This window comes from Paenibacillus sp. sgz302191, from assembly GCF_057749925.1.
In genome coordinates this window covers 37,314-50,973 of the sequence record NZ_JBYLHY010000044.1, presented here as the reverse complement: position 1 = coordinate 50,973, position 13,660 = coordinate 37,314, and the positions used below count along the sequence as shown (strand labels likewise).

General features: G+C 40.5%; 8 protein-coding genes, 3 tRNA genes, 1 rRNA gene and 4 pseudogenes. 7 read left to right on the top strand and 9 right to left on the bottom strand.

Annotated elements, in window-relative coordinates:
* From AC3G2T_RS35605 to AC3G2T_RS35590, 4 genes are all read left to right on the top strand, one after another.
* A 23S ribosomal RNA gene (locus AC3G2T_RS35605) occupies positions 1-127 on the top strand; the annotation flags it as partial.
* Between the two features lie 97 nt (positions 128-224).
* Positions 225-297, top strand: a tRNA-His gene (locus tag AC3G2T_RS35600).
* Between the two features lie 16 nt (positions 298-313).
* A tRNA-Gln gene (locus AC3G2T_RS35595) sits at positions 314-385 on the top strand.
* A 14-nt stretch (positions 386-399) separates the two neighbouring features.
* Positions 400-481, top strand: a tRNA-Leu gene (locus tag AC3G2T_RS35590).
* Here AC3G2T_RS35590 and AC3G2T_RS35585 read toward each other — a convergent pair.
* A complete protein-coding gene (locus AC3G2T_RS35585) occupies positions 463-648 on the bottom strand; it encodes a hypothetical protein (RefSeq protein WP_474680687.1) in 186 nt (61 codons plus the stop codon). The two genes, AC3G2T_RS35590 and AC3G2T_RS35585, sit on opposite strands and share 19 nt — an antisense overlap.
* Positions 649-1,249: 601 nt before the next feature.
* Here AC3G2T_RS35585 and AC3G2T_RS35580 point away from each other — a divergent pair.
* On the top strand, positions 1,250-1,495 hold the full coding sequence (locus tag AC3G2T_RS35580; RefSeq protein ID WP_474680686.1) for a DDE-type integrase/transposase/recombinase: 246 nt from the start codon (positions 1,250-1,252) through the stop codon (positions 1,493-1,495).
* A 313-nt stretch (positions 1,496-1,808) separates the two neighbouring features.
* Here AC3G2T_RS35580 and AC3G2T_RS35575 read toward each other — a convergent pair.
* Both AC3G2T_RS35575 and tnpB read right to left on the bottom strand, forming a co-directional pair.
* A pseudogene (locus AC3G2T_RS35575) lies at positions 1,809-2,659 on the bottom strand (transposase); the annotation flags it as partial.
* A 105-nt stretch (positions 2,660-2,764) separates the two neighbouring features.
* A pseudogene (gene tnpB, locus AC3G2T_RS35570) lies at positions 2,765-3,003 on the bottom strand (IS66 family insertion sequence element accessory protein TnpB); the annotation flags it as partial.
* Between the two features lie 291 nt (positions 3,004-3,294).
* Here tnpB and tnpA point away from each other — a divergent pair.
* Positions 3,295-3,766 (top strand): annotated as a pseudogene (gene tnpA / locus AC3G2T_RS35565) (IS200/IS605 family transposase).
* 716 nt (positions 3,767-4,482) lie between these two features.
* Here tnpA and rfbH read toward each other — a convergent pair.
* A complete protein-coding gene (gene rfbH / locus AC3G2T_RS35560; RefSeq protein WP_488438424.1) occupies positions 4,483-6,042 on the bottom strand; it encodes a lipopolysaccharide biosynthesis protein RfbH in 1,560 nt (519 codons plus the stop codon).
* A 381-nt stretch (positions 6,043-6,423) separates the two neighbouring features.
* Between rfbH and AC3G2T_RS35555 the strand changes: the two are divergent.
* Positions 6,424-7,173: pseudogene (locus AC3G2T_RS35555) on the top strand (transposase); the annotation flags it as partial.
* Between the two features lie 8 nt (positions 7,174-7,181).
* Here the strand turns inward: AC3G2T_RS35555 and AC3G2T_RS35550 are convergent.
* The 5 genes from AC3G2T_RS35550 to AC3G2T_RS35530 all read right to left on the bottom strand — a co-directional run bounded on the left by AC3G2T_RS35550 (position 7,182) and on the right by AC3G2T_RS35530 (position 13,482).
* A complete protein-coding gene (locus AC3G2T_RS35550) occupies positions 7,182-8,846 on the bottom strand; it encodes a glycosyltransferase family 2 protein (protein WP_474680684.1) in 1,665 nt (554 codons plus the stop codon).
* 79 nt (positions 8,847-8,925) lie between these two features.
* Positions 8,926-9,846 (bottom strand): Gfo/Idh/MocA family protein, encoded by a 921-nt coding sequence (locus tag AC3G2T_RS35545; protein WP_474680683.1) that lies wholly within the window; start codon positions 9,844-9,846, stop codon positions 8,926-8,928.
* Positions 9,846-10,823, bottom strand: coding sequence for a Gfo/Idh/MocA family protein (locus AC3G2T_RS35540; protein ID WP_474680682.1), 978 nt, complete (start codon positions 10,821-10,823; stop codon positions 9,846-9,848). Before AC3G2T_RS35540 ends, AC3G2T_RS35545 begins: the two co-directional genes overlap by 1 nt.
* 27 nt (positions 10,824-10,850) lie before the next feature.
* Positions 10,851-12,632, bottom strand: a complete 1,782-nt coding sequence (locus AC3G2T_RS35535; protein ID WP_474680681.1) for a thiamine pyrophosphate-binding protein — start codon at positions 12,630-12,632, stop codon at positions 10,851-10,853.
* A complete protein-coding gene (locus AC3G2T_RS35530; RefSeq protein WP_488438423.1) occupies positions 12,616-13,482 on the bottom strand; it encodes an NAD-dependent epimerase/dehydratase family protein in 867 nt (288 codons plus the stop codon). The genes AC3G2T_RS35535 and AC3G2T_RS35530 overlap by 17 nt, the downstream gene beginning before the upstream one ends.
* Positions 13,483-13,660 lie beyond the last annotated feature (178 nt).

Sequence of the window (13,660 nt, the reverse complement as noted above, 5' to 3'; positions counted from 1 at the left end):
AGCCCCCCTCAAGATGAGATTTCCCAGTATGTAAGACCCCTTGTAGACGACGAGGTAGATAGGTTCGAGGTGGAAGCGCGGCAACGTGTGGAGCTGACGAATACTAATCGGTCGAGGGCTTAACCTAAATAGCCCCGGAAGGTCAACACCTGAAGGGCACAACAAACTCACACTTTACGCAAGTTTCGTATCTAGTTTTCAGGGATCAAACAACCTCTTATATGGCGGTCGTGGCGAAGGGGTTAACGCACTGCATTGTGGCTCCAGCATTCGTGGGTTCAAGTCCCATCGATCGCCCTTTTCCATTCCATGTTGGGGATTAGCCAAGCGGTAAGGCAACGGACTTTGACTCCGTCATGCCTAGGTTCGAATCCTAGATCCCCAGTTTTAATTTCATACGCGGTCGTGGTGGAACGGCAGACACACCATCTTGAGGGGGTGGCGCCCACTGGGCGTGAGGGTTCAAATCCCTCCGACCGCATCCTTCTTGAAAACACAGAAAAATCCCGCAACAACGGGATTTTTCTGTGTTTTTGCATTTTCGTTTCGGTAAATAAATGGATGAAGACCGAGAGTGGGTGGCATCTGATTCTGGGCAAAAGTGTTGGTTGCAACGTAAGCGTCAAACAGCCCCCACCATGCGATCATGATGAGGGCTATCGTATATTGTAGTTATTGTTGTTTAAAAACGCGGCAAACAAACGGCAGCGTCGGCGAACACGAATCAAGGACAACACGTTGTATGGCTGGATGAAGAAGTTCGGTGGTGAGCCGGAAATCGCTCAGCAGCAAGCGTACAAGTCGGAAGATCACCAATTGCGGGGAATGCAAAAGCAAATACGAGAACTACAAGAGGAGAACGAAATCTTAAAAAAGGCCATGCGCTTCTTCGCGAAAGACCGTCGGAAAATATGCTTTCATCCACGAATACCGCTCCGAGTACCGGCTGGAGAAGTTGTGCAGAGTAATGAATGTATCTTGCAGCGGATATTACAAATGGCGTGATCGCCCCGAAAGCGAGCGAGAGCGTCAGCACAAAGAATGGATGGAGCAGGTCAGGGAAGTGTTCGCCGATTCCCATCAGCTTTATGGAGGTCCAAAGGTCACACAGAAGCTGCATCAGCAAGAGTCAGTATTTCGGAACGGACCGTGACAAGGATCATGAAGAAGCAAGAATAGGCGGTCTAGAACCGTCAAGAAATATAAAGCCACAACGAATTCCAAGTACAACCTGCCGGTACAAGACAACGTGTTGAACCAAGACTTTACGGCAAGTAAACCGAATGAAAAATGGGTGACGGATATTACGTATGTCGCGACCGGTGAGGGCTGGCTGTACCTGGCAAGCGAAATGGATCTATACTCCCGCAAGATCGTCGGATGGCATATGAGCGACCGCATGACAAAAGATCTGGTGCTGCAGGCGCTGAGGCAAGCCTACGGCCGTCAGCAGCCCGATGGAGAAGTGTTGCATCATTCCGACCGCGGCAGCTAGTGCGCCTCTCAAGACTACCAGAAGCAGCTTCAGGTCTATTCCATGATGGGGAGCATGAGCCGAAAAGGAAACTGCTACGAGAACGCTTGCATTGAATCATTTCACAGCATCATCAAAAAGGAACTTATCTACTTGAACAAATATGAGACCCGTGCTGAGGCGGAGAAAAGCATCTTTACATCAAAGTTTTTTACAACAATGAGCGTATTCACTCGACGATCGCTTACTGTACGCCGACTGATTTTGAACGGCAATTCTACTTTAATACGGTAAATCGTTAAACTGTGTGTCTACTATCTTGACAGAGGTCCAGATTCTCAGCGCCTCGCGACGGGCAGTACTCACAGAACGATGGCAACGTCCATAAGCCCCGTACGGTACAGCCACATGTAGGCATTGGACTGGGCGTCGACTCGTCCGCATGGGCAATGCCCTTCTCCAGCAGATGCATACGCATCCGGTCAGTAAGGCGAACGAGCCGCTGCTCCGGGACGTAAATCATCCGGTTTGCGAGCGTCTGCCGCGAAAGGATGAGACCGAGCCGCGCGAACTGCTGCTCCTGCCTGTACAACGGCTGGCTGTCCACATACTTCTGGCTCATGACATGCGCCAGAATGGACGGGGAAGCTAAGCTCCCCGGGGAGACGGCTTCGGCATGGAAGGGTCACGATGGGCGTACGAATTTCTTCGCGCCTGCAATGACGACACCCGTAGACCTACCGCATGTGACGCACGATCTTGACTTCCACGGGAACGATTTTGAGCTCGTTACACGTCTCGATGCTCATCTCGTGTAGCCGAACCGCCGCAACACACGCATGTCCACTCATCTTCAGGCAGCTCGTAGTGAATGGGCTCCACCGGGAAGTGTTCGAGCTTGGCCTCGCGTTTTCCGGGTTTCTTGCGGGAGTAGGTGACCTTATCAAGGGAAGGCTCTTCACCTGCCGTCGTCGCCAGCGTCTCGGCTTCGTTAAAGAGATTCAGTGTGAGTTGATCGGGATGCGTCTTCTCTCTCGAGGCACCGGAACACTTGTGCTGCGCCAGACGGAACTGTTCTTCGTACCACTTCAGCTTGGTCGTAAGCTCGGCGATTTGTGCATCTTGTTCCGCGATCTTCGCTCCATAGTTTTCGGTTTGGGATTGAACATTCGCTCGATTTTCCATACGAGATGAATTCAAGAAGCGGACCTGCTTTTCCTGGCGAAACGGCGAACATTGCCCGTTAAATGACCGAATGGCCGTAATCTTGGCGTGCGCCTGCCGCTGGCTGAGAGAAAGATCGTCGAGCAGCCAGCGTAGCTCACGCGAAGAGACGGCTGTGGTGCGCTCCGTGCCAGTCGGCCATTGAAATGTTCCACGCTCAAGGCGGCGATAGAACAGCCCAAAGCCGTTGTGCTCCCCGTACAGATCTTTAGTTGATTGCAGAATACGAACAAAGAGGGAGCGAACGGGTCGAGGACGAAGCCCTCCTGAACGAGGGCGGCATGACCGTCGATGGACTTGCGCAGATCCGTTGACCACAGGCAAGGTAGACGCGATGGCTACTTGAGAGCGTCAGCATAGCGGCTCTAGCGCCTGTACGATAAACTGGAGTAAGGCGGGGGGAGAATCCGGGACAAAGTTCTGTGATTTTTTCCTTTATTTCGTCAGAAATAAAGGGCATTTTTGCATACGAAAACCCCCAGTACGACTGGGGGTTCAGGAAAGCTTATAGCTATGAGTAGTCAATCCTTTGACCTCCATGATAAGATGAGTGCCGGTCTGCCAACCGCACAAAAGAAATCAAAGGAGAGCAAAGGATGGACAACAGCAGTCTAGCACATACGAAATGGAACTGCAAATACCATATTGTATTTGCACCGAAATATCGCAGACAAGTGATTTACGGAAAGTTGAAACGGGAAATTGGAAGGATCATTCGTCAGCTGTGTGAGAGAAAAGGGGTAGAAATTCTGGAAGCGGAAGCATGTCTGGACCACATTCATATACTAGTGAGCATCCCCCTGAAGTTAAGTGTCTCAGAATTTATGGGCTACCTGAAAGGAAAAAGCTCGCTGATGATCTTCGATCAATTTGCGAATATGAAATACCGATACGGTAGTCGCCAATTTTGGTGCCGTGGGTATTACGTGGATACGGTAGGTCGAAACAAAAAAAGTGATTGAGGCGTACATTCGCAATCAACTTAGTGAAGACAAGAACTACGAGCAACTCACGATGAAAGAACTCATCGACCCGTTTACGGGGGAGTCGGCCAAAAAGGGTAGGTAACGTAGCCCCTTTAGGGGCCAGCCCGTGAAAGTCTCGCGGTTGGCAGACTTTCAAAATGCTGAAAACCATCCGTCAATTGCCTCTCAACTTGCTTTTCAATACGGACTACGGCAGCAGACTAGTTGTCGTACCAAATCCGCCGCGGAACGCCTCCCATTTGTTCAAACATTTTTTAGGGCTTCCAAGAAGAAGCACTCCTGATTCTCTGCTGGTGTGGGGGGACACGAATGCTGCATTGCTGTAAGGAAGTGATACGACCAGCAACTTTTAGGTCAACAGCCGACGCCCTTGACTACCTCCATGGTGGCAAAATCCACTTGCGCTTCACCTGGCGGATGTTCTAGAAGCTCATTAGTTTTCGCACGCCCTAGCTCCAGCCCGGTCTTTCTTTTGCATACATAAGTGAGCACGGTTCGTTACCCGCCTGTAAATTGATGTTCATCACGAAACCGTTGAAAGATTCGCACTCCAGTATGCCGCTATTTGCGAAGGAGTAACCGATCTTCCTCCAGCCATGTATCAATAATGTCTGTAAACGGTCCTATCACGAGGCTCATTGAATCCCTTGAAACGTACAAATCGTTTCTATCCGAAAGTTGTCCTCGCGGGTCAAATTTATCGTACTCGCGAGAACCGAACATTCTGCAAACTGCACGGTATACGGCTTAGCGGACCAGCCAGCTAATCTTTGCCATTTTGGAATCGTCCAGCAAGTCTTAATTATGTTTAGATTTAACAAATTCTTTAATTTTGAGTACCATATATTCTACCATTTCATCTGTCAGGCCAGGATAAACACCTACAAGGAATGTGTCATTTAAAATTTTGTCGGTATTTGTTAAATCTCCATGAATCCTGTACGTAACTCCTTGAAAAGCAGGTTGCCTTGTTAAATTTCCAGCAAACAACATACGTGTTTGAATTCTATTAGATTCTAGATAATGAACAATTTCATTTTTTGTAAATCCGACATTTTCACGAAGAGTTATAATAAATCCAAACCAGCTTGGCGTAGAATTTTTAGTTGCTCTAGGCAAGATGAAATAATCATTAAGATCTTTCAATCCTTCTGAAAGTCGATTGAAATTTCGTACTCTTGCCTCAACAAAAGAAGGCACTTTCTTAAGTTGTTCAATTCCAACAGCAGCTTGCATGTCTGTTACTCTAAGGTTATAACCAATGTGTGAGTACGTATATTTATGATCATAACCGTATGGTAGCGTTCCAAGCTCCCAGCCAAATCGTTTTTTACATGTATCATCACATCCGGAAGGACACCAGCAATCTCTTCCCCAATCTCTGAAAGATTCAATAATCATTTTAAGCTGAGGATTATTTGTATAAACGGCTCCCCCCTCCCCCATTGTCATATGATGTGGGGGATAGAAGCTAGATGTGGCAATATCGCCAAATGTACCAGTCAATTTCCCGTCAAATTTTGATCCAAGTGCATCACAGTTATCTTCGATTAGCCAAAGATTATATTTCTTAGCAAGATCAACTACTTTGTCTAGCTCAAATGGATTACCCATTGTATGGGCTATCATAATGGCTTTGGTTTTTGAAGTAACGGCACCCTCAATTCGGTCTACCATGATGTTATATGTTCCTAGCTCAACGTCGACAAAGACAGGAACTGCCCCGTTCTGTACAATTGGAGTGACTGTTGTAGGGAAACCAGCCGCTACGGTAATCACCTCGTCCCCAGGTAGTATTTGACGATCTCCTAGCTTAGGTGAGGTTAGTGCTGAAAACGCTAATAAATTTGCTGATGATCCTGAGTTTGTTAGCAAAGCATATCTAACACCTACATACTCTGCAAACTCTTTTTCGAATTGCTTACTAAACCTTCCTGCGGTTAGCCAGAAATCCAAAGATGAATCGACAAGGTTTTTCATTTCTCTTTCATCGTAAACACGTCCGCCATAGGCAATGGAGGATGACTCTGGATTAAAGGACTCTTTCTTCTTATGAAATGTTTTATAGAACATCTCTACTTTAGAAAGTATCTCAAGTCTCATGATCTTCTCTGCTAGTTCTCTAGGCAAATCTCTTAAATAAACAACTTCTTTCTTTTCAACATACTCCTTTTCTCTTACATCAAGTAGAACATTGGAGGTATCGTCACCCTCAATATCAATAATCAATTGAAATTTTGGATCGGAAAGTTCTTTTATACTTAGTTTTAGAACTTCATATTTTTCCATTGTTACATTTGTAATAATAGCAAATTCATTTGTTGATTTCTTTTTTACCAAATCATTTATTTTCAACATCTGCTCCACTCCTTTGATGTGTGCTACTAACTTTAAAGCTCCAATATTTATGACCAGCGAAACTAAGTAAAGTTGTTAAGAATAAAAACTCTCTATACCATATATTCGACATGAGAGTCTGTTTACCCTTCAAGTATTTTATGAGGTGGAACAAAGAGATCGATTTCAAGCCATTTTCTCTGCGATGAACATCGCTCCAGTGTTACGTTTGGTTAATAAAAAATCACTATATGGAGCGCCAGTTGAAGTCAACTTTCAAGCAATGATTTATTCGTTAATCGCTAGGATTGTGGAGCGAGTTTCGACAATCAATGATTTATTGAAACGACTTCGTGATGACATCCTGTTTAGCATGGATTGTTTTTTTCCCTAGCTGAGAAGATCCCTTCTGCAGCTTCATATTCTAGACTCATTCAGAAAATAAGTCAAAGTGATGTTCTTGAATCCATTCAGGAACAAACTTTTCAGCAAGCCCTGAATGAGGGCTTTGTTACAGAAGATACTGTTGCGATTGACGGTACACATATCGAAGATCGAGACCAAGCGCCGGCAAAACTGGATAAGCCAGAACCCAAAATGAATCTTACGCTACCTTAAGAGGGGAGATTCCACTTGCCCTACAATGGGGAGTGAAGAAAAGTAGCGAAGGAAAAACATGTTTTGGTATGGATACAAAGGTCATTTGGCGGTTGGATCCCAGAGTCAATATAATCTTGGCTCACTGCTTTCTTCGGGAAATCTTTTCGACGGGATCGCAGCTTAAGGGTTATGCGATCAAGTATACCACAATGGACGCAGTTTACGATTACGAACCGATCAACAAGCAAGTTCGTTCGTTTGAAGGAATGTAAACGTTGTCCGTTGGCTCAGGATACACTATGTCAAAGAGTTTACAAGTTAAAGTTGACAACAGATCTTCGCAAATATACGGCCCCAGCACGTGGATCGCAGTCATGGAAAGATATTGCGAAGAAGAGGTACGCGGTCGAACGAGTCAATGCTTATTTGAAAGAGTTCTTTCAGCTAAACAATGTACGGTTTCGGAAAGGACAAAAAGCTAAAGTTCATTTCAATCTTGTAACTCTGACATACAATTGCATGAAATTAGCTTATAAGAAATTTGTCAAGTGATACATAAGTCACCTAAAATACTCCGCAATATCATATTTTGGATAATCTTTTAAATTAAGATGCTTGCTCCTTAAAGCACTCAAATCTTTATCATCTATCCTAAGGATGTGATCTGCATGAGAGCAAATCAACTTCCCATTAGGATTAACAATAATTTGTTTTTCACTGTTAAAAAGCTTTAGACAATAATCAACATCAGAAAACGATGTTTTGAACGTCTCAACATCAAAGCAATTTACATTTTCAAAGTTTTTTTTGCTTGTCATCATTCCCAAGTATGAAAGGGCGTTTACATTATGCAACAAAAACCCTTTGCCATAGTATCCTGGATAATTTGCCTGTTCATCTTTCATTCCATGTTTTATTGTGGTTGGTGTGGTAAAATATATTCCTTGGCTTTCCACTTTTTTTCCTGTGGTGTTAAGAATTTTCGATCCTACTGCACCTACGTTATCTAATTGGCAATAGCCCAATAATTCTGAAATGTATGAACTGTCAACACACCTGACGCTTGAATGTAGGAATAATAAATACTCCCCAGTTGCTGCTGAGACAGCAATATTAAAACTTTCAAATATATCTAAATGATCAGTAGAGATGTATCTCAAATTTTCAGCATAAAAGGGCTTTCCTACAATAATAATTTCATGGTTTTTATATGAATCCATATTTATAGAATTTAAGCAGTATTTAAGCTCTGTTGAATTTTCATTGTAAATGATTATTGAAACTTTTTTAATACACAAGCTAAATATGGGCCTGTATCTGCCTTTTTGTGAATATTCAATAATGCTGACTGTGCGCGTAGGCTCAAATGAATTAAAGTAGCTTGATAATGTACGTATAGCCGATTTTTGCGCATAGTCCTTGTTGTCCATGGTTTGCGCCACAGAGTTTGAATGAACTCTCCAATGATACAATATTTTTCTTATGTGCAGTACAAGATTTGCCTGTTTAGTAGCGTTTAAAACAAGATCATAATCCTGACTTCCGTCAAACTCACTTCTTAATCCTCCAGTTTTTTTTAGTAATTCTCTTTTTATAGTTACAAAATGGCAAATATAATTTAGACAAAATAAGTAATATGGGGAATAGTCAGGCTTAAAAAAAGGTGATTTTCTTTTTCTGTTTTCAATCATATCTTCGTCAGAATATATAAAATCAGCATCTCTATTCTCATTAATGCCCTTAACCACTTCAAACAGTGCAAAAGGAGCCAATAAATCATCATGGTCTAAAAAAGAGATGAAATCTCCCTTTGCTATAGATATGGCATGATTGGTATTTTCAGCTATGCCATAATTTTTATCAAGTTTAATGTATTTTATTGATTTGTTCTCGAACGACTTAACAGTCTTTTCTAAATCAAAATCATCACTGCTTGCATCTGCAAGGCATAATTCAAAATTTATATAGGTCTGTGCCAGAACAGACTGTATCATTTCAATCAGAAACTTTTCAGGTGTGTTGTATAAAGGGCAGACTATACTTATAAGGGGCTTGTATGCAAATTGGCAAGTTTTTTGCTTTTCTAATGTATTTGCATTGGGCTCATGTTTTTTTATCCATAGAGGATAAAATATGGTTTCATTTATTTTTAGAATAACTTTGCGAAATACATACTTCATTCCATATTTTTGAAATGCGGTTTTAAATTTGGGGAAAATACGCATGGATACATGAAACCCCTTATATAATCTATGTGATTTCTACTGCATGTTTTTTCATAAAATCAACTCAAATCAATAAATTTTAAAGTTCGGGTGTTTCGGCTATTTTTAGAACAGCCAATGCATGAGCTATTGGATTGTTATTGGTTTTTTTGCCTAGATATATATCAATAAAATAATTCATCTCATTGATATATTTATCATTTGGTAATTCTTCATATTTAGCAATAATATTGTTATTCTCTATGATGTTACCCTTTGCAAAATCAAACTTAACAGTGGCTCTCTCTGAAAAAATTTCTACATAACGTTGGGTTTCTTTTCCAAAATAATCTAAATGAAGTTCGATAATCTTGTCTTTATATTTGCCAATATAAACGGCTAGGTCTTCACTGTCTATTTCAAGATTAGAGTAGTTACCGAATACGTTAAAAACTTTTAGTGGAAAGCCAAACAAATCAACTAGGTAGTCCCATTCATGTATTATATCAATGCAAACACCGCCACCTTGCTTTTTAAAAGCGCTGTAAACTTGTCTGTAATCAGCATCCGGACGCCAATTAGGTAGATAAGACGAACAAATGCTACGTGCAGAATATACAGTGTTTTTTGAGACAAAGTCTTTTACCGCCCCAAAAATTTTAGTATACCTAAGGGGACAAGCTATATAATAGATGCTGTCAGTTGATAAATTTAGTTCTTCTAAAGCTTTGCTGCTGCTTTCAAATAGCGGCTTCTCAATAAAGAAACATTTAGAAAAGGCGCTAAGCTCTGCTATTGTTTGAAAGTGTAGACTGGTTGGGTTTGCTATAAATATAATATCATAGGGGGGAGTTAATTCGTCTATGCTATAAGCTATATTGATATTATTATCAATAGGTCTACCTTTTGAATGGCGCAATGCTGTTATATTTAACGGAATACCTCTATTGGCACATACAGTGGTCAGATTGTCTATATGTCTTTTACCTATAGAGCCTGTCCCAACAAAGCAAACCTTCATTACTGATTCCCCTCAATGTGATCGATTAATTTTAAAGTGTATAAGTCATCAATAAAACTATATCTAGCAACATCTTTGCCTTCGATAACACCAAAGAATGTTAAAATTTCATCCGTATAGGCATTTTCTATTATGTTATTGCTGTATCTCTGGTCTTTTTGAATTTCTTCATAAGTTTGAATTTGTTCAAATTGCTTTGTATCTAGATTCAGAATTTGTAGGGAGTTTGGTGTTCCTTCCCAAACTATATATAAATCCTCGGAAAAAACGACGAGTCTACGAGTAGGCTTACGTGATACAACATCAACACATACAGAACCAGTTGAACCAGATGTGTGCTCAAAGGTAACAAAATAGTAATCATTATAATTAACTTCAAGTTCACTGATTTTCCCTTTGGAAACTGTAAAATTCTCAACCTGTCCCATGGCACTCAGTATCCATGGAAGGTCGATTGCAAAAATTTCCCGGCAAGCATTGCTTCTTATATCGTTTACGAAGAAATCCTTATAATTTTCCCATGGATGCCAATCGGGAAGGTACTGCCCCGAATGATAAATATAATTTACCTTTTTATTTTTTGTTGCATTTATTACATATTCAAGGTCTTTTCTGTATAGCAATGTTGATGATAAAAACAAGGTGAGATTGCGCTCGCTAGCCTTTTTGACTAATTCCTCGTATTGGTCACTTATGAGATTCAGCTCTGTAAAGACGTGTAGACCCAAATCAAGACATGTGCTGATTATTTTATGGTGTGAAGTTGGAGAAGTACAAACAAAGCAAGCATCAAGCCTTACATCTAAAAAAGCCTCATCAACTGATGGGTATGATTTTAAAATTCCAATGCTAAGAGCTTCTTCACGTCTTTTTTCTGAAAAATCAACACCATATACTTCTATGTCAGTAAATGCTTTCATTAACAATCTAGTTCGTCTTTTTCCCATTGAACCTAATCCAATAACCAAAACTTTCATGATTCATCACTCTTTCAAAAATAAAAGTTAAAACATAAGACTATCTAATTCTTCTTTATCTAAAAATGGCCACATATCATGCAATGCTGGTGTTGAAAATGTGCCATCTTCATTCATACGAGACATGACCTTTGGAGAAACCGGATCATCAAATTTTTGAAGAACCTCCAAGAAAGCGCGGCCCTTTTGTTCAAATAACCATTTCAAAGACTCGGCTATTTGACCGTTGGTTTCACATTTTTTATATGGAAATGAAAAAGTTTCAGCCACTTTTTCAAATGGAGGAAAACTTAGTCCAGAATCCTCAGTGCAACCAATGTATACTCCATTAAAGAAATTCTTTGAGGTTTGTCTAATGGCGCCGTACCCTTCATTATTAAAAACAACTATTTTAGCTGGCAGATCATAATGTGCAATAGTTTGTAGCTCTTGTAGATTCATCATGATATTGCCGTCTCCAGTTAGACAGATTACCGTATGACCTGATGCAACAGCAGCGCCAATTGTTTCTGGCAAGTCCGCACCCATTGAGCCGCAATTATTGCTAGCAACTATACGCTGTTTCTCTTTTTTTACGCCGATTTGAAGTTTTGCAGAATTGGCCGTATTAGCTCCCAAAATAGATATACTGTCTTCAGGTTCGTATTCTGCATATACTTCCCAAAATTTGTATGAAGTAACTCTTTCTTCATCAGAAACTGACTTAGCTGGTTCAAAGGGAGAAAATCTGTTTTTTAACATTTTACAATAATCCAGCCATTCTTTTGAAACAGAAATATGTTCTGTGGTTGGTAGTACTTCTTGGAAGAACAGTGATAAATCTGTATGAACAAAATGTTCTATATTAAAACTAAGCTTTTTCATTTCATCTTCTTCGATGTCAATCATAATAATCTTGGCACTAGGCGCAAAATATTCTGGTGCAAATCCTGTTACCTTGTAACCAAGAGGAGAACCCAAAGATACGATAACATCTGCATTTTGAAGTATAAAATTACCAGGCCTTGGGCCTATAGAACCTGACATTCCAAAAAACAAGGGGTCATCATAAAACATTACATCTGCGGCAATACATGATGCAATAACTGGAATTCCTGTCTTTTTTGCAAACTCGCGAAACTGCGCGGTGTTTCCACTGTTTACAACACCATTGCCTGGCAACAAACAAGGTCTTTTTGCATCTTTGATTAGACTCCACATTTTGTCTAAAACGTCCTTACTTGCATATGGAAGTTCTATGTAATTATTATCCTCTACAGGATAAAGCTCGTCTTCATTTACTTTTGCACTTTGTACATCAAGCGGAATGTCTACCCATACAGGGCCGCGTCTACCGCTCATTGCAATATTGATTGCTTTTTGCACCTCACGCTTAACAGCAAGGGGGTCTTTAATCATCACAGTATACTTGGTCATGTTTTTAACTGAGTTAATTATGTCAAATTCCTGAATACCTCTATAACGAAGATTATTAAGACCGATGGCTTCTACTGTTGTTGCATATCGAACTTGACCTGAGATTACAAGCATAGGAAGGCTGTCTTGCCATGCACCCAGTACTCCGGTAATGGCGTTTGTTCCGCCAGGGCCGCTTGTCACGCAAACCAAAGGCATTTTACCGCTGATTCTTGCATATGCATCTGCAGCCATGGAGCAAGCTTGCTCATGGTGATTAAAGTACTTGTTTATTTTGTCGTTAAGTGCTAAGGCATTATTTAAATGCATTGCACCACCACCTACAACTGCAAAGCTATCTGTTATACCATTTTCAACAAGTATATCCATTATTATATCAGCGACTCTTCTCATTTCTATGACTCCTTTGCCATTCTATTTGCATTTGTATTCCTTTTACTAAAGAAATTAGATCTAGATCTTTTCCGTACTCAGTCTTCAACCTATCATTTGAGCCTGTGTACTCCTTGTTAAATCCATCGCTCAAAAGAGTAATTTCAAGTGAGCTGTTTGTTTGCCTGCGCACTTCCTCCGCTATTTGAAAGAGAGTATAGCGTGTACCTGAGCAAGAGTTATAATCATGATATTTAAGTGGTGATTCAATTAGAAACTCTGCAATTTTTGCAACGTCGAAAACGTGCATATAATCGAAATAGCAGTCTTGTCTAATCGTTATAGGCTCATTATTATCACAACAGTTTATGCAATGAGTTATAAACTTGGAGTAATGATCTGTGGGGCCGTAGCAAGCAAAAATTCGCATATTAACTATGTTCTGGGACTTTAATGCTATCTCATTCATTATATACTTACCAAAACCGTATATATCTTTTGGAATACTTCTGCCAAACTCAGTTTCCTTTATAGACGAAATATCCAGAGTTTTATCAAATTCGGCACCTGAGCCAGAGTAAATCATTTTCCCATAAAGATCTTGGCATCTTGATAAATTTAAAAATCCGGTTAAGCTATCTTTTAGCATATTAGACTCTGCATCATTTTCTGAATTTTTTACTGGGTTAGGGTTTGCCAGATGAAGAATGACATCAAACTTGCCACTTTTTAAATATTCATAAACTGAATTTGAGTCTAATAGGTTTAGTTCCTGCCTAGAAGGGGCCCAAACATCAAATTTTTCAGTTAATATGGGATAAATATTTCTACCAATGAAACCAGTTCTGCCAGTGATAAGTATTTTTTTCATGAAAACCTCGAATTTTATTATTGACTTAGTCTATCATAAAGCATGATTGCGAACAAATCTATATCATCATCTTTTCCATGTGCAGAATTAGCTTTGCGTGTTTAGTGGTATATAAAACAAGGTCATAATCTTGACTTCCGTCAAATTCACTATTTAAGGGACGTATGCATGAAACTCT